Origin of the sequence: Nocardia sp. CY41 (assembly GCF_009829325.1) — a bacterium.
Taxonomy (GTDB): domain Bacteria; phylum Actinomycetota; class Actinomycetes; order Mycobacteriales; family Mycobacteriaceae; genus Nocardia.
On the sequence record NZ_VUOS01000019.1, the window covers coordinates 18,544 to 42,320 of the forward strand.

The following is a 23,777-nucleotide window of genomic DNA, read 5'->3' on the forward strand; positions in this document are numbered from 1 at the left end:
AGATTCCGATGAAGAGTGAATACGTCGATCCGGCCGCTGAAACCGACTCGTCCGCAACCGAACCGGAAGAGCAGGCCGTCCCGGTGCAAGCCGGCTCCGGTGACCCGGCGGACGGGGACGGGGACGCCGACGCGGATCACGGCGTCACCGCCGGCTCCGAAGCCGCGAAAGTCCCCGGCCGGTGGGAAAGGCTGCGCCGCCTGCCGATCGGACGCCCCGCGCCGATCGTGCTGCGCTCGGCGGCAGCGGTCCTTGTGGGCGTATCGGTGGCGTCGGCCGGTTACTGGTATGTGCAGGCCGCCAACAGCAAGGATCTGCTGGCGGCCCACGAGGATGCACGCGCCGCGGCCTGCCGCTACGCGCCCATACTGGCGAACTACGACTCGAAGAACCTCGACGCGTACTTCACCGCTGTCGGTGACGGCGCCACCGGCGACTGGAAGAAACAGTTCGAGTCCACCAGCACCGAACTGCGTGCGGTGCTCGGGGAGGGGCAGGTCACCTCGGCCGCGCGCGACGTGCAATGCGCGATCCGCGCCGGTGACGAGCACTCCGCCGAAGCGATCGTGGTCATCGGCCAGACCATCACCAGTCTCGGCACCAAGGGCAAGCCCGCGCCGGGGCAGCTGTCGATGGTGATGCGCCTGGAGAAGGTCGGGGACCGGTGGTTGGTGAACAAGGTGAACTCGCCGTTGACGTCGCCTGCACAGCCCTGAACGCGTACGCGGTTCGCCATATAGAAGGAATTTCAATAAACATATGATTGTTGATGGGGGAGACTGTAATTGCTAGTAAAGCCATTATAGAGACTTGTACAACCCGGCGAGTTGGATAGAATACTCAATAACATAAGTCAGAGGTGGCCCACCCGGTCATCGAACGCGGGGGAGTCCGGAGAAGGCGGCGTCCGGCTGACGTCGACCCGGCTGATTCGCCTCGTCGTTCGACGTGTGAACGCAGATGGAAGGACATCCCGATGACCGCAGTCGCTCATCAACCCGATCACGACCACGGAGTGCCGCTGACCAAGGATCGCACCCGCATCGGTATCAGCGTGACGCATCGGCCGTTCACCAAGCGGCCGATCAAACTGACCGACGCGCTGGATTTCTGGTCGTTCGCCGGCGCCGCGGCGAACGTGGTCATGCAGATGGCCCGGCCCGGTGTCGGTTACGGTGTGGCCGAGAGCAAGGTGGAATCGGGCTCGCTGATGAAGCATCCGTGGAAACGCGCGCGTACCACCACGCAATATCTCGCGGTCGCCATCCTCGGCACCGACGAAGAGCGCAAGGCATATCGCGAGGCGGTGAATGTGGCGCACCGGCAGGTGCATTCGGCCCCGGGCGCCCCGGTCGAGTACAACGCCTTCGACCGCAATCTCCAATTGTGGGTCGCCGCCTGCCTGTACATCGGATTCGAAGACACCTATCAGCTGCTGCACGGAAGAATGAACGACGCGCAGGCCGAGGCGTTCTACACCTCCTCGTCCACACTTGGCACCACCCTGCAGGTAACCGAGGACATGTGGCCCGCCACCCGGGCCGAATTCGACGAATATTGGAACGCCGCCTGCGAGCAGGTCGTGCTGGACGACTACGTCCGAGGCTACCTCGAAGCCTTGCTCGAGCTTCGTATGATCCACTGGTACCTGCGGCTGCCTTTCCGGAACCTGCTGCGATTCCTCACCATCGGATTCCTGGCCCCGATCTTCCGGGAACAACTCCGGGTCGAGTGGACCGCCGCCGACCAGCGGCGTTTCGAGCATCTTTTCGTGTTCGTCTCATTCGTCAACCGCTTCATTCCGCGCTTCGTCCGCCATGGCGGATCGCACGCGCTGATGGTCGACCTGCGCCGGCGCATCCGGAAGCAGAAAAACCTGATCTGAGCAGTTGCTCGCTAAACCGTTCGGCCACTGCGGCACTGGGATTTGGCGATTTCGCGCGCCACCCGGTACATTCGTCTTGTCAAGCTACCGAGCGATCGGTGGACAGGCACGAATACCCCCGAGCGAGCCCCGAACCGATGCAGACCGGTTCGGGGCTCGGTTGGTTCCTGTGGTCTTCGAGTGATCCGGGCGTGCGCGGGTGACGGCCCCAACGCTGTCGAGCCGCCGTCATCGTGTCTCGTATGACCGCCCGTTCCCTGCCGGAGGAGCGGCCGAAGGAATCAGTCCGGTGGTTCCTGCGCCTCGTCGGTGGTCAGTTCCGGAGCTATCTCCCGAGTCGCCATTCCGCCGTGGCGGTCCTGATCGGTCGGGCCCGGCCTGCCTCCCTTGGGCTCGTCGGTCTTCTCGTCGTCCCTGTCTTTCTCGCGTGCCATGACAAACCCCTTTCTCGTGGCTTCGATCTACCCGCCGCGGTCCACTTCACACTTCGTCCGCTTCGTCGCGGTCACGGGATAGCAGCCCGGCGTGGCCGGTCAACGGCGACGTTCGTGCAAGGTGAGCAGTACGTGGTCGAAGCGGGTGCGCGTGTGCACTCCGGCGCCGCCGAAATCGGTCAGCGCCGCGACCAATTCCTCGGCCAAGACACGCAATTTCGTGTTCGTTTCTTGCGACCGCCAAATCAGCACACGAAAAGCTTGATCGGCCGAGATCCCGTACACCAGCATCAGAGCGCCCTTCGCCTGCTCGATCACCTCACGCGCGGCGACCATTTCCGGCAGCGTCTCATCGATGATTTCCTGGCGCTCCTCATCGACGGTGTCGGTGACATCGATATAGAAGCCCGCCGTGCCGACCACCGCACCGGTGGAATCACGCATCTGGTCGCTCACCACCAGCACGTGGTGCACCACCCCTTCGGTATCGATGATGCGGTGGCGGCCGCTGAAAGGCAGCCCGGTCCGCACAGTCGTGGCCAGGGTGTCGGCGACCTCGGCTCGATCGTCGGGATGTTTGTGCGCCAACAGCAACTCCGTCGTGGGCGTCACCTCGCCCGGCGCGTAACCATGCAGGGCCGCGACCTCGTGCGACCATTCCCAGCGTTGATCGGCGAACCAGAACTGGAAACGTCCGGTCCGCTTCGAGAGTGGGACCGTGGGCGCCGGTCCCGATGGCGCGTTGTCGTTCACGGCCTCTGCATTCCCCGCCGCCGGGCCGGTATGCGCCAGTACCGCACCGGTGGGCCGTGAACCGCCTCACCGAGCCGCCCCCTCCGCACTCCTGCCGCGAATATTGCGGCGAAGATGCGGCAAAGGCCCGAAACTGCCCAGCGGGCCGCCTTCGGCTTCGTGCACATCGTCTTCGGCAGCTGGTTCTCGGTCATCGCCAGCGATTTCGGCAGCTGGATCTTCGCGTCCCGGTACGTGCGGACCCGGTCGCTGTTCACCGGTTCGGTGGAGCACTCGGTCTACGGGATTCTCGTCTTCACCGTCGGACTGGGCCGGTACTTCTCGCACGGTCCCGTGCCTGAGACTCCGGTCCGGGCGATCGCCCCGGCACCGGCGTGAGGATGATCGCAACCCGGTGCGGTCGCCGACGGCTTCGGCGCCGATCACGCGGGTATCCGCCGCTTCGTGGTGGATTCTCTGCGACGGGCCGTGAGCACGCCCCTGCTGTATTTCTTCATCCTCGGTGACATCCTGGGCGCGGGCATCTATGTGCTGGTCGGGTCCATCGCGGGGGAGTCCGGCGGCGCGGTCTGGTTGCCTCTGCTGGTGGCGCTCGGTCTCGCCTGCCTCACCGCGGGCTCCTATGCCGAGTTGGCGACCAAGTACCCCAAGGCAGGCGGCTCGGCCCACTACGCAGGCCGTGCGCTCGGGCCCGCGGCCGGATCCCTCGTCGGTTTCTGCATGCTCGCCGCCGGTGTCGTGTCGGTGGCGGCGCTGAGCAGGGCTTTCGCCGCGGGCTACCTACGCGCCCTGGTGACGTTGCCGACCGCGGTCGTTGTCGTGGTGTTCCTCACCACGCTGGCATTGCTCAACGTCTACGGGATCAAGGAGTCGCTGCGCGCCAACGTGGCCGCGACACTGGTCGAAGTCGGCGGGCTCGTTGTCGTGATCGGGCTCGGGGCGTGGGTGATCTTCCGAGGAGACGCCGACCCGGGCCGGCTCACCGAGGTGGGGACGGCGGAGCGCGGCGTTGTCGGCGCGACCCTCGCGGGCGCCGTCTTGGCCTTCTACTCTTTCGTCGGGTTCGAGACCTCGGTGAATCTGGCGGAGGAAGTCACCGAGCCGCGCAGGTCCTATCCGCGCGCGCTCTTCGGGGCGCTGCTCACCGCCGGTGGCGTGTATCTGCTCATCGGGTCGGTGGCCGGTGCGGTGGTGCCCACCGAGCGCCTGGCGAACTCGAGCGGGCCGCTCCTGGAAGTGGTGCGCTCGGCCGGAGGCGTTCCGGACGAGTTGTTCGCGGTGGTCGCCTTGGTCGCCGTGGCGAACGGAGCCCTGCTGACCGGGATCATGTCCTCGCGGTTGGCCTACGGCATGGCTCGCGAGGGACTGCTGCCGCGGGCGCTGGGCCGGGTGTTGCCGGGCCGCCGGACGCCGTGGGTGGCGATCGTGGTGACAACGGTCGTGTCGTTGCTGCTCGCACTGACCGGCGAGGTGGCCGCACTGGCCGAGACGTTGGTGCTGTTGTTGCTGGTCGTCTTCGCGGCGGTCAACGTGTCGGTGTTGATCCTGCGGCGGGAGCCGCACGAAGGGGAACATTTCCGGGTGCCCGTGGTGGCGCCGTGGCTGGGTCTGATCTCCTGCCTGTTCCTGTTCACCCGGATCGACGCGGAGGTGTGGTTGCGCGGTTCGATCCTGATCGGGGTCGGCGTGCTGTTCGCGGCCGCGAACGCGGTGCGTGCACGTCTTGCGCAGCCGGACGGTCGCAGCGCCTCCCCGGCCGGGCGCGGAGCGTGACGATTCGCTCTCCATTGCGCGTCGACAGGACCATGTCCTTGCACCGGTATGAGCCCGGTGGTACACAAAATCTATGACGACTTAGTTAGATTTCCTCCTGAGAAAACGGCAGCCCGGGTGTGAATCCAGCTGCCGGATCCGCGGCGCCGCAGCGCCGATCGCAGTACGGAGATCGAATCGGTAATCCCTGAAGTAGCAACTGGCCTGGAGGTTCCACGCAATGACATACCCCGCGCACGGTGTTTCGCCGCTCGGTAGCGCAGTCCACGGTCACAACCCGCGGCACGACAGTACACGCGCAGCGGCGCACCGCGGTCTCGCCGTACCGGACCGTCCCAGCGAATGGCACCCGGGGATGCTGTGGTGGGACGCGGGCACAGTTCTGGTGACATATCCGCAGCCGCAGGGCGGCGGACACTGGAACACCGTGCCGCACCTGGTGTTGCCGGTCGGTCACGGGCGTCTGGCCTTCCGGATCTCGTCGCATTCGAGCGAAGCGCGGCATCTGGACGGCGACCGCCGGGTCATCGTGCAAGCCGCGGACTGGCGGGGCGAGCCGGCCCTCGGGTCGCGACAGCATCAAGGCACCGCCGAATTGCTGCGGACCGGTCCGCTGTTCGATCAGGTGCGAACCGGTATGCAGGTCAAATATGGCAAACGGGTCGGCTTGGCGCGGCTGACCCACCGATTGGCCATGGGTGCGGCTCCCTATGGCGACATCGTGGTCGTGGTCACGGTGCACGAAAACCGGGCTCTCGGCGTGTGAGTTCGCGCTCGGATCACCGTCGCGTCACGGCTCGCCCTCGGCGCCGGCCCGGCTGCCGAGGGCGAACGAGGAATTGGTGGCAGGTTCGACCGGCACCGAATTCGCGGGACGTACGCATGGAATCCGGTCGTACTGGACATGTGCGCGGAGTGCTGTCCATACGATGGGGTCGTGTCGCGGAAGCCGTGACGCACCGAGGGCCGACGGAGGTCGATGTGAAGGTCCATCTGCAGGTCACCGGAGCGCCGCGGCAGGTCGCGACCGACGCGCGGGAACTGGCCGAAACCGGGGCCGACGGACTGTTCACCTTCGAGGGCCCGCACGATGTGTTCTTCCCTCTCGTCGTCGCGGCCGGTGCGACCCCCATGGAGTTGATGACGAACGTGGCGATCGCCGGGCCGCGCAGCCCGATGCATCTCGCGCACGCGGCCTACGACCTGCAGGTATACAGCGAGGGGCGGTTCCGGCTGGGGTTGGGCTCGCAGATCCGCGCCCACATCGAGAAGCGCTACGGCAGCACGTGGGGCGCACCCGCGGAGCGTACGGCGGAAAGCGTGGCGGCGGTGCGAGAGATCCTCGCCGCATGGGAAGGCCGGGCTCCGTTGAACTTTCGTGGCAAGTACTTCACGCACACCCTGATGCCGCCCACTTTCGATCCCGGCCCGAACCCGTTCGGGCCACCGCCGGTGCTGATGGGCGCGCTCGGACCGGTGATGACCCGCAAGGCCGCCGAGGTCGCCGACGGGCTGCTGGTGATGCCGTTCAACAGCGCGCGCCACTTCACCGAGCGCACGCTGCCCGCGCTCACCGAGGGTCTGCGCCGTTCCGGCCGGACCGCGGACGATTTCCCGGTGACCGCTCAGGTCATGGTCGCACTCGGACGCACCGAGGAAGCGCTGGCTGCCGCGATCGGTGGGGTGGGCGCCCTGATCGCGTTCTACGGGTCGACTCCCGCCTATCGTCCGGTTCTCGAGGTCGAGGGATGGGCACAGGTGCACTCCCGGCTCAACGCGTTGTCCAAGGCGGGCGGTTTCGCCGAGATGCGGGCGTTGGTCACCGACGAGATGGTCCGCACGATCGGAGTGGTCGGGGCTCCGGAAGAGTGCGCGGCGCAGATCGCCACCCGCTTCGGCGCCGGCATCGAGGAGGTGTGCTGCTATTTCCCTGGCTACACACCGGATATGGAGGATGTCGCCGACTTGGTGGACGCGTTGCACGAGCACCGGGACGCAACCGCGCCCGCTGGGGTGCGCAGCAACAACGTTCGCCCGCGAAGGTAGCACAACACCGGACCACCCGGTCACTCGTTCGGCGCAGGGTGCGTGAAAGAGTAGTGAGCAGGGGATCGGCCGGCTTGACTGCACAGATGCCTGTTCCACCCCATGCTCGCGGCTACGAGGACTTCGGCGGGTCCGTCGGTCGCACCGCGGCCGATTCGACGCCGGATTGGCGCTTCCTGCCCACCGCCCCCGAGGGTGCTCCGAACATCGTCGTGGTGCTGATCGACGACATGGGATACAGCGACATCGGCCCGTTCGGCTCGGAGATCGAGACGCCGACGCTGGACCGGCTGGCCGCCGACGGTCTCCGGCTGACCAACTACCACACCACCCCGCTGTGCTCGCCGTCGCGGGCGTCACTGCTCACCGGGATCAACGCCCACCGCGCCGGATTCGGCTTCGTCGCCAACGCCGATCCAGGCTATCCCGGTCTGCGCCTGGAACTCGCGGACGATGTGCTGACCCTGCCGGAAATCTTGCGCGGCAATGGTTACGCCACCTACGCGGTCGGCAAGTGGCACCTGGTGCGCGACGCCACGATGAACCCCGCCGCACCTCGGGATTGCTGGCCGACTCAGCGTGGGTTCGACCGCTACTACGGCTCGCTCGAGGGGCTGAACTCTTTCTACTACCCGAATCAGCTGATCTCGGACTCCTCGGTCATCGACATCGAGGAGTATCCGCCGGGGTATTACCTCACCGACGACCTGACCGACAAGGCCATCGCCTACATCAAGGATCTACGCGCGCACGACGCGGCCAAACCGTTCTTCCTGTACTTCGCCCACGTGGCCATGCACGGCCCCCTGCAGGCGAAACCCGCGGACCTGGCCAAGTACCGCGGTCGCTACGCGAAGGGATGGGACGAACTGCGCCGCAGCCGGTTCGCCGCGCAACTCGCCCAGGGCCTCTTCCCCGCCGGTACGCAGCAGAAACCCCGCAACACCGAACCCGGTTACGAGGCCGCGGAGTGGGACTCGCTGACTCCCGCGCAGCAGCGCCGCTTCGCCCGGTACATGGAGGTGTACGCGGGCATGGTGGACAGCATCGACCAGAGCCTCGGGCGCATCGTCGACACGCTCGAGCAACTCGGCGAACTCGACAACACCATCGTGGTGTTCACCTCGGACAACGGCGGCACCGCCGAGGGCGGGCCGGAGGGCACCCGCACCTATTTCGCGGAATTCGCCCACATCACGGATCCGGATTGGATCGGCGACGTCCCGCACGACGAGGAGTTGATCGGCACCGCGAAGCTGGGCGTGCACTATCCGCGCGGGTGGGGCCAGGCATCGAATACGCCGTTCCGTTTCTACAAAGGCCAAACTTTCGCAGGTGGTGTGCGCGTGCCATTCGTGATCTCTTGGCCCGAGGGGCTGCCGCGCGGCGAGGGCGACGACGGTATCCGCCACGAGTACACCTACGTCACCGATCTCGCGCCGACATTGCTGGAGCTGGCCGGATTGCGGCGGCCGAGTGTGCGCAACGGGCTGCCCGCCAAGGATTTCGACGGCGTCTCGGCGGTGCGGACGCTGCGTGATCCGCGGGCGGAGTCCGAGCACACCGAGCAGTACTCGGAGATGGTCGGCAACCGGGGCTTCTATCGCGACGGATGGAAGCTGCTGTCGCTGTACGAGCCGGGGACCGACATCGACGAGCCGAAGTGGCAATTGTTCGACGTCCGCACCGATCCGACGGAGCTGCACGACCTCGCCGAGCGGTTCCCGGAGAAGGTCGCGGAACTGGCCGCCGCATGGGACGAATCCGCCTGGGCGAACACCGTGTTTCCGCTGCTGACCCGCGAAGATCTGGCGCGGCGGCGGCCGGGAGAAGAACGCTTCTCGGCTCCCGTCCGGCTGCTGCCCGGCACGCCGACCCTGGAACGGTATCGCTCCCAGCGACTGATCGCCTATCGGGACTTCGCCATCGAGGCGGAACTCGCCGGCTACGCCTCCGGTGACGAAGGGGTGCTGGTCGCACACGGTGATCCGCTGGGTGGTTATGTCCTCTACGTCGAGGACGGCCGGGCGACCTTCGGACTCAACAGCTACGGCCGCTACGACAGCGTCACCACATCACCCCTCACGGCCGGTGCGCGGCAGATCACCGTGCGCGCCATCGTGCGACCCCGGCTGAGGTGGGATTTCACTCTCGAGATCGACGGCACGCCCCTCGCGCGGTTGCTCGATCAGGTGCAGCTGGTCGGCATGTCGCCGTGGACCGGGATCTCCGTCGGCGTCGACGCCCGCGGCCCGGTGTCCTGGGACCTGCGGGAACGCCGCGGTACATTCCGCTACACCGGGGCGCTGCGCGCGATCACCTACACGCCGGGTCCGATTCGGGTGCCGCGACCGGCCATCGAGGCGGTGGAGCGCGAGGCGGAGTTCGTCGCCGAATGATTCCGCGCGCCGCCGATGCCGATCAGTCGGCATCGCCGAATATCTGTCCGGTCATGCGCAGGTCGGCGGAGTTCCTCGAACACTTCGCAAACCGAATCTCTCTTCTCGCCCGGCGTATCGGGCTCGACGCCACCTGATCGTCGGGCCGCTACCGACCGACGCCGCTCGCAGCGATCCGGGAAGGTGGGTGCAGTCGGAGGGGATCGAGCGCACCCACCCCCGCGCCTCGGCGACAGCCGAGCAGCGGGCACGGCCGGCGCGGGCAGCGTCGGGACTGACCGACGGAGACGATGCGAAAACCCCCGGAAACCCCGACCCGTGACCGACCTTAACTCCCGCGGCCCGGCAATGGCGGGAGAAATCGCAATTCGCCATTCCTGAAGCGGATTTCAGGCGCCTTCAGGCTGCCTTAAGCCCCCTGCTGCGAAGGTGATCTTCAGCTTCGAGATCGCAATTCCAACAGGAGGTTTCGCTATGAAAGCCACTCTTCGCCGTAGCCTGTCCGGTCGGCGCGGACTGCTCGCGGGCGCCGTTGCCGCCGCGCTCCTCGTCGGTGGCCCCGTGGCGCTGTACGCTGCCGCGAGTCCGCAATCGCCCGCCCGGCAGGCCGTCGCCGCCGCTGTACCGGACCACGAGTGGGCCCTCACCGCGGCGCCCGCGATCGGCAGGGAGCAAGCCGGCGACAAAGCGCGCGAAGCCGTGCCGGGTAGCACCGTGGTCTCCGCCGAACTCGACGACGAGGGAAGGACGACGGTGTGGGAGGTCGAACTCCGGACACCCGACGGCGTGGAGCACGAGGTGACGATCGACGCGACCAGCGGAGCCGTGCTGGGCACCGTGCGCCAGGACTGACAGCGACACAACGAAGGTCAAGGGTTCCGGAGACATGAATCTGCGCAAGATCGCCACGATTTCGACGCTCGCTGTCGCGCTGACCGGCATCTCGGCCGGCAACGCGGGCGCCGCACCGCGGGATGCCGGTGCGGAAGTCGTCAACTACACCGCCACCACCTCCGCCGAGAACGTCGTCGTCCGGATCGACGCGGGCTCGATGCGGGCCGAAAACGGGATATTCGCGATCGAGGCGACCGACGGCACCGTACTCGCGGGCACGCCCCTCGAGTTCCGGGTCGACGATTTCGTCTTCCCCATCGCGGCCGATATCAGCGGCCGAACGGCGACGCTCACACCACGCTTCGACATCGCCCACGCCCAGTACCGCCCGGTCGCTCTGCCGTTCGAAGACTCGGCGCATTGGCGAACGCCGTACGAGCGTGAGGTCGCGGCCTTCACCCGGCTCAAGGACACCATTGCCAGCGGCGCCGCGATCGGCACCGTCGTCGGCGGGCTCGGCGGCGGCCTGGTCGGTTGCGTGCTGGGCGGCATCGCAGGCGCCACGGTCGCCGCCGCGACGATCGTCGGCATGTTCGGTCCGTTCATCCCCGCCGCCGCCGTCGGCTGCCTGGGCGGCATCCTGGCCGTGGGCGCGCTGGGCACGCTCGCCGGTCAGCTCTTCGTCACCGCACCCGTGGCCGTCGCCGCGCTGGTGCAGTACTTCACCACGATCAATCAGCCCTTCGTCCCGCCGGCCAAATAGCTTGCCGGTGGGCTCTCGCCCAGCGCGCCGCCAGGCCGAACTGCCGGGTCCTGGCGGCTCGGGTGGTTTCGCCGGTGCCGGACGGGGCAGCTATCTGATGTGAGGACAGAACATGAGCGACCGCGTGGCGACCGGACCGCGGTCACCGGCGGTGACTGAATGCGACTGCGCCGTAGCCGACCGTACGACGGCGGAGTCGAGCGCGTCCGGCGCGGGCGCGGATTCGGTTACCGCACCGTGCAGGGCGCACCCGTGCACGACGACGAGACGTTGGAGCGCATCCGCGGGCTGGCGATCCCACCGGCTTGGCGCAAGGTGTGGATCTGCCCACACGACAACGGCCACATCCAGGCCGTCGGCGTCGACGCCGCGGGGCGGCGCCAGTACCTGTACCACGAACAGTGGCGCAAAGAGCGCGACGAGGAGAAGTTCGACCGGGTCCTGGCCCTGGCCGGGCGCTTGCCGGAGATCCGCGCCCAGGTGCGGGAAGACCTCGCGTTGCGTGGCCTCGCCCGGCGGCGGGTGGAGGCGGTGGCGGTAGACCTGGTCGATCGCGGAGTGTTCCGGGTCGGAGGCGAGGAGTACGCCGAGGAGCACGGCACCCGGGGCGTCGCGACGCTGCTGCGCGAGCAGGTCGAGGTGTCCGGGGATCGAATGCTTTTCGACTATCTCGCCAAGGGCGGCATCCGGCGCCGCGTGAGCGTCCGAGATCCGCTGCTTGCCAAAGCGGTTCGATCGCTGCTGCGCAGCAAAGCGGATTCCGATCGGCTCTTGGTGTACCGGGACGGCAGCCGTTACGGCGAACTGCGCGCTGACGACATCAACTCGCGCTTCCGCGAACTCGCCGCGTGCGAGTGCAGCGTCAAAGATCTGCGCACCTGGCAGGCCACCGTCCTCGCGGCGGCCGCGTTCGGTTCGATCGAACGCCCGGCCGCACGCCGGGCGCGCAGGACCGCGGTGCGGGAAGTCATGGACGAGGTCGCCGCTGCCCTCGGCAATACCCCCGCGGTCGCCCAGGCGTCCTATGTCGACCCACGAGTCGTGACGGCATTCGAGAACGGCACGACCGTCGCCGCGGCGCTGCGGCGCGCGAGGCGAGCCGAGTCGGCCGATGCGGAGCGGGCGATCATCGACAGCGCCGTAATCCGTATGCTCCGCCGGATGCGATGACACCGGCCCGCCCGATGCGCGCCGGAAGATGAAGTCGGCTATGTGATCGCATCGTCGCGAGGGGCACCAGCGGCGAACATCGTGCACACCCGAGACCGCACTCGGCATCGAAGGTCGGGCACCGGCCATATCCAGGAATTCAGACCTGCTCAGCTGCCGAAACACAAGCTGTGCAGTCGGTTTCCTCATTTTCACCTGAATTCGTTCCCCGGAACCAGCAACGGCGCAGCCATCATCGCCTGATACTGGACGAGCAACTTCTCCGCACTTCGCGGTGATCCCTACGAGCCGATCTGGTAAACGACGCTCCGAGAATCGACAGGATCCGGCGATGCCCAAGATCAAGAATTTGAACCCGCTCCCCATGGCCGACATCGGCGGCTCGGATCTCTTCATCCCCTTCCGAATGCCGAGTGGAGAAATCGGATACCTGCTCGGTGACACGTTCTCCGGAACCGAACCGAGAGTGGGTGGCCCGAATTGGCGTTCTCCGATGCTGCTGCGCAGCAGTACCCACGACATGTCGGTGCCGATCGAATTCGGCTCGGCGGCGCGGGGCGCTCGACAACTCTGGGATTATGTGCACGACAACCCGGAGTACTCCACGATCCTGCCTTGTGACGCCCTCACCATCGGCGGCCGGATCTATCTGTGGGTGATGGTCACCCAGGGATTGGCGAACGAGCGCTGGTGCGAGATCCGTTATTCCGACGACAACGGCGAGAGCTGGACCGACACCGCGGTCCGGTGGTCGACCAGCGCCTACGGCGGGAAACGCACCATGATTGCCTGGGAACGCGGCGGCGACGGCTTCGTTTACGTCATCTCCACCGGCGGACTCGCCCGCAACAAGAACATGCTGCTGTGGCGGGTGCGGGAAAGTCATACGGCGCTCACCGATCCGGCGGCCTGGCAGGGATGGGGGTGGAACGGCTGGGACTGGGGATGGGGCCGCGATCCCGGCAGCGATCCACGTTTCGGCATCCTGGCCGACGGCACGAAGCTCGGCGAAATCGGATTGCGGCGGGTTCAGGGAAATTGGGTGATGTCCGGTTTCGACGCCGGGGCCTACGGCGCTTTCGTCAAAGTCGCCGCGAGAATCACCGACAACTGGCGCACGGCCCCGACCTACCGTCCCGTGAAAGGGTCTTTCTGGGCGCCGGGCGGGCCGGATATCGTGCCGCGTCTCTATGGCTGCTACGTCCACCCGGACAGCAGATTCGACGGTGCATTCTGCATGATCGTCAGCGAATGGGCGGAATCCGGAATGCCGTATCGCGGCATGCAATTCCGGATCTACGGAGTCCGGCCGGTCGCTCCGATCACTGCGGCACGAGTCGTCAGCCGACCACGCGGCGGTTCGTCCCGCGCAACGGATTGGCCACCGGGAACGTGATCGCGGGCAGCGTCACCGACATGCGCACGGTCGTACCCGCTTCCGAGTTGTCGATGTCGAGTTGCTCGGTCAGCGCGCGCATCATGTCGATGCCACGGCCACGATAGCCGGGATCGGACGCCCGTGGCTTCCAGTCGCCGGTGTCGGTGACCACGATGACGACGGTGTCGATGTCGCAGGTGGCCGACATCCGCACCCGGCCGTTGTCGTCGTTGCGGTAGGCGTGCTCGATGCTGTTGCTGCACGCCTCGTTGGCCGCGGCGACCAGATCGGCGGCCAGATCGTGCGGCACCGCCGCGGCGGCCAGCCATCCCTTCAGCGTGCGCCGCAGCGCCGCGAGCTCGTCCGCGCGCGCGGGCACGTCCAGCCGCAGCGGCGCGGGCGGCTGGCGGTAGACCACCATGGCCACGTCGTCGTCGTAGCCCGCGTCCGGCCGAAGCCGCGAGAGCACCGCGTCGGCCACCTCGCGCGGCAGCCGCCCCGAGGTCTCGGCCAGGACCGCGGCGATCTTGGCGAATCCCTCGTCGATGTCGACGCCGCGCTGTTCGACCAAGCCGTCGGTGAACAGCACCAGGGTGGAACCGGGCGTCAGCGCCGTGGTGGCCTCCGGCCGGCGCGGCGTATCGAAGGTCGCCAGCGGCACCGCGCGTCCGCCTTCCAGCATCCGGCCGGTCTTGCCGACGTCGGCGAGGATCGGTGGCATGTGACCGGCGTTGCTGTAGCGGACCAGTCCGCGCACCGGGTCCAGCACGGCGGCGCAGACCGTGGTGCACATGGCGCCGGGGATGCGCGCGGCGACGGTGTCGAGTTCGGCGAGCAACTGCGCCGGTCCCGCGCCGCGCAGCAGCAGCGCACGGGCGGCGGTGCGCAACTGGCCCATCACCACCGCGGCGGACAGACCACGCCCGACGCAGTCGCCGACCACCACGCCGATGGTGCCGTCGCGCAGCGGCACCACGTCGTACCAGTCGCCGCCGATCTCCAGCGGCGGCAGCGCGGGTTCGTAGTGCACCGAGAAACGCGGCGGCAGATCGATCGGGCCGAGCATGGCGCGCTGCAGAGTCAGCGAGGTGGCGCGGGCCTGGTCGAAGTTGCGGGCCCGCTGAACGGCGAGACTGAGATGGCCGATCAGCAGGGAGAACAGCGTCCAGTCCGCGGCGCTGATCGCCCGCGGCGCGGCGAAGCGCAACCACATCGCCGCGTCGCCGGTCTCGCCGAGCGGCGCGACGATGCCCTCGGAGCTCTCTGCACCGTCCGGAATGGCGAGCAGGCTGCGCGGTGGCCTGCGCCTGGCCCGATCCAGCAGTGCGCGCGACCGGTCGTCGAGGGACGCGGCGCCGTCGTGCGACGCGCCGTCGGCGCCCACCCCGGAGACGTACACCTCCGGCACGGCGTTGCGGCTGGGCCACACCGCCACCACCGCGGTCTCCGCCCCCACCGTGCGGCGCACCTCGTCGAGCCCGACGGCGAGGACTTCCACCACACTGGTGGCCGCGCCGACAGCGGTGGCGAGGCGGGAGGCGGCCTGGTCACGCGCCTGCGCATCATGTTCGGCGGTGATGTCGCGGAGCGTGCCGACGAAGATCCGCTCGTTGCCCTCCGGCTTGATCAGCGCGCTGGTGCTCACCGCGAGCCACACGTTGCGGCCGTCGCGGTGGCGGATCGGGATGACGAAGCGCTGCGCCTCGGTGCCCAGGTCGGGATAGCGCGGACCCTCCGGGCTCGACCACGGATGCGGCAGCGCGTAGGGGACACCCGCGGCGCCGTAGCCGGTCAACGCGCCGAAGGCGGTGTTGACCTCGATGATGGTGCCCTGCGCGTCGGCGACGAAGAAGCCGTCCTGCAGCGATTCCACCAGCGCGGTCCGGAAGGCGTCGCGTCCGGCGAGGTCGTCGGCGCGGGAACGCTGCTGTTCGTAGCGGCGGGTGCCGTCGAGGTAGCCGCGGGTGGCGATGTCCAGCGGAACGAGGGTCTGCAACAGGAATTCCAGCGCGGTCTCCGGCAGGCGGGACCGGGATTCGCCGCCCTCGGCGGAACTGTCCTGCTGTCGCTGTTCCTCCACGTCCTGCACGACCCGGAAGTGGTTCTCGGTGAGATCGAGCAGGCTGATGCCTTCGACCAGGGCACGCCTGCCCAGTTCGTACCCCTCGGCGAGGCCGGCCTGGGTGGGCGAATCCATGTGCCGCCGTAGCGCATCGGCGTAGTCGTCGAGGAAGTCGGCCAGCAGGGCGCTCATCTGGCCGTCCCTCCCGCACCGCGGTGCCGCGCGGCGAGCACCAGCGCGTCGTCGGTGTCCTTGGCGTGCCGGGCGAGCATCTCGGCGGTGATGTCGGCGGTGGACTTGGAAAGGTCGATTTCGCTTGTGGATTCGGTGACGATGCCGTCGGTGGACATCAGCAGCAGGTCACCGGGACGGACCGCGATGGACTGCGGCTGAAGCGTCGCCGGGAGCCGATAGCCGACGATGCCCGCGGTCAGCAGGACGGTCGCGTGCACCCGCAGACCCGCGGGGCCCGCGGTCAGCACCTGGGACTCGACATTGCCGACGCCGAGCCAGCGCACCGTGTCACCCTCGTCGAACAGGGCGAGCGAGATGGCCGCCCCCCGGGTGTCGGCCATCGCGCGGTGGCACAGCACCATCAGCACGTCCAGCGGTTCGGCGCGGTTCTCCGACAGCACCCGCGCGGCGCGATCGGCCGCGTCCGCCGCGGCGGCGCCGTGACCGAGCCCGTCCAGGACCGCGAACAGGACGGTGCCGCCGCCCGTGTCGAGGACGACGCCGCGGTCACCGGAGACCTGTTGACCAGGCAGTGCGCGACCGGCCACCGCCCACTCGATCCGGCCGATGAGCCCGTCCTCATGCACCGTTCGGCACCCACTTCCACATCTCCACCAGCGTGCCGCGGCCCGGCGCCGAATCCACGGTCAGCCGGTCCATCAACCGCCGGGCTCCGGGGAGACCGAGCCCGAGCCCGCGTCCGGTGGAATAGCCGTCCTCCAGCGCCCTGGCGATGTCGATGATGCCGGGGCCCTGATCCTCGGCCTGCACCACCAGGGCTTGCCTACCCTCCCGGTCGTCGACGAGCAGGCGGATCTCGCCGCTGCCCGCGTAACTGGTGATGTTGCGGGCGATCTCGGAGATCGCCGTGGAGATCATCGTGCGGTCGGTCAGGGTGAATCCGAGTTTTGCTGCCAGTTCGCGTCCGGCTTGACGTGCGGTCACGATGTCTCCGGACACCCTGACCGCGATCACCACGTTCTCAGCGGCCACTGTCACGACCGTCTCGCTGGCGACGGGCTGGGATCTTGCGGTCCAACCAGGCGAGCCCCTCTTCCAGATCGAGGGCGGTGTGCATGTCCTCGAAGGTGAGCCCGAGTTGCACCATGGCGAACGCGACTTCCGGTTGCAGACCGACGATCACCGTTTCGGCGCCGCGCAGCTGCGTCATGTGCGCGATGGTACGCAAGGATCTCGCGGCGAACGAATCCATCACGTCGATGGCGGTGACATCGACGATGATGCCGTGTGCCCGATACTTGCTGACCTGTTTCATCAGGTCGTCCTGCAGGCGCTCGGTATCGGCATCGGTCAGTGCGGACTGCACCGACGCGATGAGATAAGTCCCCTGTTTGAGAATCGGAACCGGCATGTGACGCGCCTGATCAGCGGCCGTCGCGTTCGGTCACCCGTTCGGTGACGCGAGAAACCTCATAGCCCAGCAGCCGTTCCGCCTCCTCGATACCGCCTTGCAGGTCGCCGACCGCGTTCATCTTCGACAGATCCAGGCCGATGGTGACCAGGGTGAGCGCGATCTCCGAGGACAAGCCGGTGATGATCACGTTCGCGCCCATCAGCCCGGACGCGTCGACGGTCTGCACCAAGTGGTTGGCCACGGTGGAGTCGATCTGCGGCACACCGGTGATGTCGATGACGACCACCTTCGCGCGGTTGGCCCGGATGGCGCGCAGCAGCTGCTCGGTGAGCTGGCGGGCGCGCTGGCTGTCCAGCACGCCGATGATGGGAAGGATCAGCAGCTGCTCACGCACCTGGAGCACCGGGGTGGACAGCTCGCGGATGGCTTCCTGCTGCTGGCGGATGACGCGCTCGCGCTCCTGGACGAAGGACACGCCCACGGTGTTGGCGATGCGGTTGGCGGCCGGTTCGTAGGCGTCGAGCACCGCGTTGAGCAGTTCGAAGTCCGCCTGGTACTTCTCGAACAGCGACCGGGCCAGCACGTCGCGCAGCAGCAGCACGATGCCGAGCACCTCGTCGGTCTCGACGCCGCGCGGAATGATGCGCTCGGACAGGTCGCGCGCGTAGGCCTGCAGCGCCTCGACGCTACCGGTCTCGAGCACCTCGACGTAGTTGTCGTAGACCGAGGTGGCCTCGGAGAAGATCTCTTCGGGCGTCATCGCGGTCAGCAATTGCGCGTCGGTGATGCGCCGCGCCCATTCCTCACGCAGCGCGGTGCGGTTCTGGCGCAGGTGCTCGACCAGCTGCGGGAGCAGGTTGTCGACCGGTCCCGCGGTCAGGGAATCCGCCGAAAGGCTCATGGACACCTCGGACATGGAAACTCCTGCCCCTTTCGACGGGTTAGTCGGGATCTTCGTGCATTCGGCGCTAGCCGATTCCGAGCCTAGTCATACCCCACCCGCGTCACCGGCGAAACCTACCGCTTGTTCGCCGGATGTTCGAGTGTGACGGACCTTACGGCACCGTAGCGAACCCGCGTTCCAGCGCTGCGAGCGCCTCGTCCAAATACACGGTGAGGTCCGCGTCGGCACGGGCCAGCCAGGCGTCGAACGCGGCGCGCGCCGCCGCCAGCGTGGTCCGTCCGACGGCGAGCGGGATGAGCCCGTCCTCCGGTTCGCCGAGCCGGCTCGCCGCGAACGCGCTCACGGCGCGCTCCCAGGCGTCGTAGTGCGCACCGGCGGTGGCGGCGAGCGCGGGGACGGTGGCGACCAGTTGCATACGGGTGCGCAGTTCCGGAACGTCCTCGGCACGATATTGATTGGCGCTCACCACGATCCGGCGCACGGCGGTCATCATCGGCACGTCGTCCGGCACCGTCGCGAACGCGGCGCGCAGGGCGGCGACCTCGTCGTCGAACTGCCACCACAGCACCTCCGCCTTGGTGGGGAAGTACCGGAAGAAGGTGCGTCCGCTGATGCCCGCGGCGGCGGCGATCTGCTCGACGGTGGTCTCGTCGAAGCCCTGTTCACTGAACAGCCGCATGGCGATCACTTCGAGTTCGCGCTTGGTGGTGCCTCGTGGGCGGCCGCGCGTGGGCCGGTTCTCCAGCATCGTCTGATTGTGCTCGCCCACCGCGGCTATTGATTATGTCAGTGACTGACGATAATCTCGCGACATGTTGGCGGATCTCACCTGGCCCGAGGCGGGCGCGCGCGCCGCCGCGGGTGCGATCCTCGCCGTGGCGGTCGGGGCGACCGAGCAGCACGGCCCGCATCTGCCGCTGTCCACCGACACCGACGTCGCCGCGGCGCTGTGCGCCCGGCTGGCCGCCGCGCGCCCGGACGTGCTCGTCGGCCCCGCGATCCCGTACGGCGCCAGCGGCGAGCACGCGGGCTTCCCCGGCACACTGTCGATCGGGCAGGCGGCGCTGGAACTGCTGGTGGTCGAGCTGTGCCGCTCGGCGACCGACACCTTCGACCGCGTCCTGCTGGTCAACTGGCACGGCGGCAACATCGAAGCGCTGCGCCGGGCGACGGAACTGCTGCGCGCCGAGTCACGCGACGTGCGGCTGTTCTTGCCGCGCTTCGACGGCGACCCGCACGCGGGCCGGTCGGAGACGGCGCTGCAACTGGCGCTGGCGCCCGAGCGCGTACGCGACGACCGCTCCGCAGCGGGGGACACCCGCCCGTTGGCCGAACTGCTGCCGCTGCTGCGTCGCGGCGGAGTACGCGCGGTGAGCGCCAACGGCGTGCTCGGCGACCCGGCGGGCGCGACCGCCGCCGAGGGCGCGGCCCTGCTCGCGCACCTGAGCACCGACCTGATCGACCGAACCCGGCTCTGGTGGCCGGAGAACTCCCCGGAAAGGACCGGAACATGAACCCGTGGTTCGAGACCGTCGCCGAAGCGCAGCGGCGGGCGAAGAAGCGCCTGCCGAAATCGGTGTACGGCGCGTTGATCGCCGGCTCCGAGCGCGGCCAGACCATCGAGGACAACCAGCGGGCGTTCATCGAACTGGGTTTCGCGCCGCACGTGGCCGGGCCGATCGGCGAGCGCGACCAGTCGACGACCGTACTGGGACAGCATCTTTCGATGCCGGTGCTGATCTCGCCGACCGGTGTGCAGGCGGTGCACCCCGACGGCGAGGTGGCCGTGGCCCGGGCAGCCGCGGCGCGCGGCATCGCGATGGGCTTGAGTTCGTTCGCCAGCAAGCCGATCGAAGAGGTGATCGCGGCCAACCCGGCGACGTTCTTCCAGTTGTACTGGTGCGGCGGCAAGGACGAGATCCTGCAGCGGATGCGGCGGGCGAAGGACGCGGGTGCGGTCGGTTTGATCCTGACGCTGGACTGGTCGTTCTCGCACGGGCGGGACTGGGGCAGCCCGGTCATCCCGGAGAAGCTGGATCTGCGCACCATGCTGAAGTTCGCGCCGCAGACCCTGGCGCGTCCACGCTGGTTGGCGACGTACGTGCGATCGGGCAGCATCCCGGACCTGACCGCGCCGAACATGGCCATCGGTGACGCCCCTGCGCCGGGCTTCTTCGGCGCCTACGGCGAATGGATGGGCACGCCGCCGCCGGACTGGGCGGATGTGCGGTGGGTCTGCGAGCAGTGGGAAGGTCCGGTGCTGCTCAAGGGCGTCATGCGGGTGGACGACGCGCTGCGCGCCGTCGACGCGGGTGTGGCGGGGATCTCGGTGTCCAACCACGGTGGCAACAATCTCGACGGCACCCCCGCCGCGATCCGGGCGCTGCCGGTGCTGGCGGACGCGGTGGGCTCGCAGATCGAGGTGTTGCTCGACGGCGGCATCCGGCGCGGCAGCGACGTGGTGAAGGCCGTGGCGCTGGGCGCGCGGGCGGTGCTGATCGGGCGCGCCTACCTCTGGGGGCTGGCCGCGAACGGGCAGGCCGGCGTGGAGAACGTGCTGGACGTCCTGCGCGGCGGCATCGACTCGGCGCTGCTGGGTCTGCGCAAGACGCGCGTCACCGATCTGGACCGCTCGGACGTGGTGGTGCCCGCCGGGTTCGAGCGAGCGCTCGGGCTGCCGGAAACGTCCACCGCGGCAACCGCGCCCGCCGGTCACGCGGCTACGCCCGCCTGAACGGTCAACTTTCGGTCGCCGCCCGGCGGTGGTGCGCGAGCAAGGTGTCGTAGATGTCGGCCAAGGCGGCCAGCTGCTGACGATCGAGGATGTCGATCATGTGCCTGCGCACGCTGTGCACGTGCGCGGGCGCGGCGCCGGTCAGGACGTCGGCGCCGCGCGGAGTGAGCTTGGCGGCGGTGCGGCGGGCGTCGTCGGGGATCGGCTCGCGGACGACCAGCTCCCGTTTCTCCATCCGGGTGATCTGGTGGGACAACCTGCTCTGCGACCATTCCAGCTTGGCCGCGAGGTCGGCGAAGGTGAGCCGGTGGTCGGGCGCCTCGGCCAGATAGGCCAGCACCGAGTATTCGACGTAGGTGAGGTTGGACTCCTTGGTGGAGTCCCGCCCGACCGCCGCGGCGATGAGGTCGCGGGTGCGCACGAAACCCAGCCAGGCGCGCATCTCGACGTCATCGAGCCAAGGGGGATCGGTCACGATAGCGCTCCAAACTCTGACGTGTCTCCATGAGAGGTAGCATCACCGGGGTTGAACGTGCAACCTTTCCCGGGCAACTGTCCGAGATAGGGTTGCCTAACCAGGAGTGGCCCAGGCGGTGGTGGCTAGGCTCGCTGTGCTCGTGACCAGCCCGGCCGTTCGCGGCGCTCGGGCCCACCCAAAGGAGTGCGACTGGTGACCGCGCCGGACTTCCGCTATTCAGACCTGCTGCCGATCGGCGCGGACGACACCCCCTATCGGCTGCTCACGACCGAAGGCGTCAGCACGTTCGAGCACAACGGGCGCACTTTCCTGCAGGTGGAGCCGGAAGCGTTGCGGCTGCTCACCGAAACGGCGATGCACGACATCAGTCACTTCCTGCGCCCGGCGCATCTGGGGCAGTTGCGCAAGATCATCGACGACCCGGAGTCCAGCGGAAACGATCGCTTCGTCGCGCTCGATCTGCTCAAGAACGTCAACATCTCCGCCGGCGGCGTCCTGCCGATGTGCCAGGACACGGGTACGGCGATCGTGATGGGCAAGAAGTCCGAGGGTGTGCTCACCGGCGTCGACGACGCGGAATGGATCAGCCGCGGTGTGTTCGACGCCTACACCAAGCTGAATCTGCGGTACTCGCAGCTGGCGCCGATCACTATGTGGGAGGAGAAGAACACCGGCTCCAACCTGCCCGCGCAGGTCGAGCTGTACTCCACCGCGGGCGATCCGGCGAACCCCGCCTACAAGTTCCTGTTCATGGCCAAGGGCGGCGGCTCGGCGAACAAGTCTTTCCTGTACCAGGAGACCAAGGCCATCCTGAACCCCACGCGCATGCTGGAATTCCTGGACGAGAAGATCCGCTCGCTCGGTACCGCGGCCTGCCCGCCCTACCACCTGGCGGTCGTCATCGGCGGCACCAGCGCCGAGTTCGCCCTGAAGACGGCGAAATACGCGTCCGCGCATTACCTGGACAATCTGCCCACCGAGGGATCGCTGTCCGCACACGCCTTCCGTGATCTGGAGCTGGAGGAAAAGGTCTTCGAGCTGACCCAGTCCTTCGGCATCGGTGCGCAGTTCGGCGGCAAGTACTTCTGCCACGACGTGCGCGTGGTGCGCCTGCCCCGGCACGGCGCCAGTTGCCCGGTCGCCATCGCCGTGTCCTGCTCGGCAGACCGGCAGGCCCTGGCCAAGATCACCGCCGAGGGCGTGTTCCTGGAACAGCTCGAGCGCGAGCCCGCGCAGTACCTGCCCGAGCAGACCGACGCCATTCTGGGCGGCGACGTCGTGCGCATCGACCTCAACCGCCCGATGGACGAGATCCGCGCCGAATTGTCCAAATATCCGGTGAAGACCAGGCTTTCGCTGAGCGGTCCACTGGTCGTCGCACGGGACATCGCGCACGCCAAGATCAAGGAGCGGCTGGACGCGGGCGAGCCGATGCCGGACTACCTGCGCGACATGGCCGTCTACTACGCGGGCCCGGCCAAGACGCCGGAGGGGTACGCGTCCGGTTCCTTCGGCCCGACCACCGCGGGCCGGATGGATTCCTATGTCGACCAGTTCCAAGCCGCGGGCGGCTCGTTCGTCATGCTCGCCAAGGGCAATCGGTCCGCGCAGGTCACCAAGGCGTGCAAGGAGCACGGCGGCTTCTACCTCGGTTCGATCGGCGGACCGGCCGCCCGGCTGGCACTGGACTGCATCAAGTCCGTCGAGGTGCTCGAGTACCCCGAACTGGGCATGGAAGCCGTCTGGAAGATCGAGGTCGAGGACTTCCCGGCATTCATCGTCGTCGACGACAAGGGCAACGACTTCTTCGCCGAGACGCAGAAGCCGATCGCGCTGCGCGTGCGCACCCGCTCCAAAGAGCGCGTCTGACTCGCCCTCGACCGGCATGCGGCAGGACGCGGACACACCGATGTCCTGCCGATCACCGGGTTCTCGGCGTCGTCGCAGCGGGCAGGCTTAGCGAAGTACATCGTTGATTCCGGCACCGATGCGGGTCGAGGAGAGCTATGAGCACATCCGGGCCAGTACCGACGGCATTGTGTATCACCGAGTCGGCTGCCTCTCGGTTGGCCGATCGCGCTGCCCGGGAGGGCACCAGCAGTACCGCCCTGCTCGATCGGCTCATCCGGGAAGGCGTCGATCAGCTCGAGCACCCCGGGATCGTCTTCCGCGGTCCGCTGCACGACCGCCGCGCCGCGCTTTCTGCCGGACCGGAGGTCTGGGAAGTCGTTGCGCGCCTGCGGGAACTGGACGGACCCGTGGAACGCCGGATCGCCGTGCTCAGCGCCAAGTCGGACCTGAACACGAGCAAGATCAGACTGGCCCTCGCCTACGCACGGGCGCACGACGGCGAGATCCTGGAGCGGATTGCGCGCAATAAGCAAGCGGCGGAGTCGGTTCACCGTCGCGGTGTCCGGGTGGCCGCGCCCGCGTCGTCACCGAGCGCGCTGGACGGTCCGCCGTGTGCGTGATCCGGCCGGTTCGTCCGAGGCGGCCGATCTCCACATCACTGGGGAAGACAATGTGAAATTCCTGGCAATCCACCCGACGCGGGC

At 68.0% G+C, this 23,777-nt stretch carries 24 protein-coding genes; 15 read left to right on the top strand and 9 right to left on the bottom strand.

Annotated elements, in window-relative coordinates; all coding sequences use genetic code 11:
• Positions 1–8: 8 nt before the first annotated feature.
• Together GVY64_RS20835 and GVY64_RS20840 are read left to right on the top strand one after the other, a co-directional pair.
• Positions 9–716, top strand: coding sequence for a hypothetical protein (locus tag GVY64_RS20835; protein WP_159843989.1), 708 nt, complete (start codon positions 9–11; stop codon positions 714–716).
• A 260-nt stretch (positions 717–976) separates the two neighbouring features.
• Complete coding sequence (locus tag GVY64_RS20840) at positions 977–1,885, top strand: oxygenase MpaB family protein (protein WP_159843991.1); 909 nt, start codon at positions 977–979, stop codon at positions 1,883–1,885.
• 281 nt (positions 1,886–2,166) lie between these two features.
• Here GVY64_RS20840 and GVY64_RS37295 read toward each other — a convergent pair whose 3' ends face one another.
• Together GVY64_RS37295 and GVY64_RS20845 are read right to left on the bottom strand one after the other, a co-directional pair.
• Positions 2,167–2,319 carry a hypothetical protein gene (locus tag GVY64_RS37295; RefSeq protein ID WP_201298090.1) on the bottom strand — a complete coding sequence of 51 codons (153 nt, stop codon included), beginning with the start codon at positions 2,317–2,319 and terminating at the stop codon, positions 2,167–2,169.
• 99 nt (positions 2,320–2,418) lie between these two features.
• The gene (locus GVY64_RS20845; protein WP_159843994.1) at positions 2,419–3,072 is read right to left on the bottom strand and encodes a PAS and ANTAR domain-containing protein; all 654 of its coding nucleotides are present in this window, start codon (positions 3,070–3,072) and stop codon (positions 2,419–2,421) included.
• 114 nt (positions 3,073–3,186) lie between these two features.
• On the opposite strand from GVY64_RS20845, the gene GVY64_RS20850 reads away from it, so the two are divergent.
• The 9 genes from GVY64_RS20850 (at position 3,187) to GVY64_RS20890 (ending at position 13,453) form a co-directional block, all read left to right on the top strand.
• Positions 3,187–3,450 (top strand): hypothetical protein, encoded by a 264-nt coding sequence (locus GVY64_RS20850; protein ID WP_201298091.1) that lies wholly within the window; start codon positions 3,187–3,189, stop codon positions 3,448–3,450.
• Positions 3,451–3,540: 90 nt separating this feature from the next.
• Positions 3,541–4,845, top strand: coding sequence for an APC family permease (locus tag GVY64_RS20855; protein ID WP_328820986.1), 1,305 nt, complete (start codon positions 3,541–3,543; stop codon positions 4,843–4,845).
• Positions 4,846–5,230: 385 nt separating this feature from the next.
• Positions 5,231–5,611 carry a hypothetical protein gene (locus GVY64_RS20860; protein WP_159843998.1) on the top strand — a complete coding sequence of 127 codons (381 nt, stop codon included), beginning with the start codon at positions 5,231–5,233 and terminating at the stop codon, positions 5,609–5,611.
• A gap of 215 nt (positions 5,612–5,826) precedes the next feature.
• Positions 5,827–6,891, top strand: a complete 1,065-nt coding sequence (locus GVY64_RS20865; RefSeq protein WP_159844000.1) for a TIGR03617 family F420-dependent LLM class oxidoreductase — start codon at positions 5,827–5,829, stop codon at positions 6,889–6,891.
• Between the two features lie 86 nt (positions 6,892–6,977).
• Positions 6,978–9,290 (top strand): arylsulfatase, encoded by a 2,313-nt coding sequence (locus tag GVY64_RS20870; RefSeq protein WP_159844002.1) that lies wholly within the window; start codon positions 6,978–6,980, stop codon positions 9,288–9,290.
• Between the two features lie 474 nt (positions 9,291–9,764).
• Positions 9,765–10,142 (top strand): PepSY domain-containing protein, encoded by a 378-nt coding sequence (locus GVY64_RS20875; RefSeq protein ID WP_159844004.1) that lies wholly within the window; start codon positions 9,765–9,767, stop codon positions 10,140–10,142.
• 34 nt (positions 10,143–10,176) lie between these two features.
• Positions 10,177–10,887 (top strand): hypothetical protein, encoded by a 711-nt coding sequence (locus GVY64_RS20880; protein ID WP_159844006.1) that lies wholly within the window; start codon positions 10,177–10,179, stop codon positions 10,885–10,887.
• Between the two features lie 159 nt (positions 10,888–11,046).
• Positions 11,047–12,057 (top strand): DNA topoisomerase IB, encoded by a 1,011-nt coding sequence (locus GVY64_RS20885; protein ID WP_159844008.1) that lies wholly within the window; start codon positions 11,047–11,049, stop codon positions 12,055–12,057.
• Between the two features lie 331 nt (positions 12,058–12,388).
• A complete protein-coding gene (locus GVY64_RS20890; protein WP_159844011.1) occupies positions 12,389–13,453 on the top strand; it encodes a DUF4185 domain-containing protein in 1,065 nt (354 codons plus the stop codon).
• Here the strand turns inward: GVY64_RS20890 and GVY64_RS20895 are convergent.
• From GVY64_RS20895 to mftR, 6 genes are all read right to left on the bottom strand, one after another.
• Complete coding sequence (locus tag GVY64_RS20895; protein WP_159844013.1) at positions 13,398–15,689, bottom strand: SpoIIE family protein phosphatase; 2,292 nt, start codon at positions 15,687–15,689, stop codon at positions 13,398–13,400. The genes GVY64_RS20890 and GVY64_RS20895 overlap by 56 nt on opposite strands.
• Positions 15,686–16,318: a SpoIIE family protein phosphatase gene (locus GVY64_RS20900; RefSeq protein ID WP_159844015.1), complete on the bottom strand. Its 633-nt coding sequence runs from the start codon at positions 16,316–16,318 to the stop codon at positions 15,686–15,688. Before GVY64_RS20900 ends, GVY64_RS20895 begins: the two co-directional genes overlap by 4 nt.
• Positions 16,311–16,724, bottom strand: a complete 414-nt coding sequence (locus tag GVY64_RS20905; RefSeq protein ID WP_051020806.1) for an ATP-binding protein — start codon at positions 16,722–16,724, stop codon at positions 16,311–16,313. Before GVY64_RS20905 ends, GVY64_RS20900 begins: the two co-directional genes overlap by 8 nt.
• Positions 16,714–17,103, bottom strand: coding sequence for an STAS domain-containing protein (locus tag GVY64_RS20910; RefSeq protein ID WP_039798459.1), 390 nt, complete (start codon positions 17,101–17,103; stop codon positions 16,714–16,716). The genes GVY64_RS20905 and GVY64_RS20910 overlap by 11 nt, the downstream gene beginning before the upstream one ends.
• A 13-nt stretch (positions 17,104–17,116) precedes the next feature.
• Complete coding sequence (locus tag GVY64_RS20915; protein ID WP_063018025.1) at positions 17,117–18,022, bottom strand: STAS domain-containing protein; 906 nt, start codon at positions 18,020–18,022, stop codon at positions 17,117–17,119.
• Positions 18,023–18,161: 139 nt separating this feature from the next.
• Entirely contained in the window at positions 18,162–18,758 is a 597-nt protein-coding gene (gene mftR / locus GVY64_RS20920; protein WP_159844017.1) for a mycofactocin system transcriptional regulator, read from the bottom strand.
• A 64-nt stretch (positions 18,759–18,822) separates the two neighbouring features.
• On the opposite strand from mftR, the gene mftE reads away from it, so the two are divergent.
• Positions 18,823–19,524, top strand: a complete 702-nt coding sequence (mftE, locus tag GVY64_RS20925) for a mycofactocin biosynthesis peptidyl-dipeptidase MftE (protein ID WP_159844019.1) — start codon at positions 18,823–18,825, stop codon at positions 19,522–19,524.
• Positions 19,521–20,744, top strand: coding sequence for a pre-mycofactocin synthase MftD (gene mftD / locus GVY64_RS20930; protein WP_159844021.1), 1,224 nt, complete (start codon positions 19,521–19,523; stop codon positions 20,742–20,744). Before mftE ends, mftD begins: the two co-directional genes overlap by 4 nt.
• A 4-nt stretch (positions 20,745–20,748) precedes the next feature.
• On the opposite strand, the gene GVY64_RS20935 is transcribed toward mftD, so the two are convergent.
• Complete coding sequence (locus GVY64_RS20935; RefSeq protein ID WP_159844023.1) at positions 20,749–21,219, bottom strand: MarR family winged helix-turn-helix transcriptional regulator; 471 nt, start codon at positions 21,217–21,219, stop codon at positions 20,749–20,751.
• A 195-nt stretch (positions 21,220–21,414) separates the two neighbouring features.
• Between GVY64_RS20935 and GVY64_RS20940 the strand changes: the two genes are divergently transcribed.
• Both GVY64_RS20940 and GVY64_RS20945 read left to right on the top strand, forming a co-directional pair.
• Complete coding sequence (locus GVY64_RS20940) at positions 21,415–23,091, top strand: fumarate hydratase (protein WP_159844026.1); 1,677 nt, start codon at positions 21,415–21,417, stop codon at positions 23,089–23,091.
• Positions 23,092–23,228: 137 nt separating this feature from the next.
• Positions 23,229–23,693, top strand: a complete 465-nt coding sequence (locus tag GVY64_RS20945; protein WP_201298092.1) for a hypothetical protein — start codon at positions 23,229–23,231, stop codon at positions 23,691–23,693.
• Positions 23,694–23,777 lie beyond the last annotated feature (84 nt).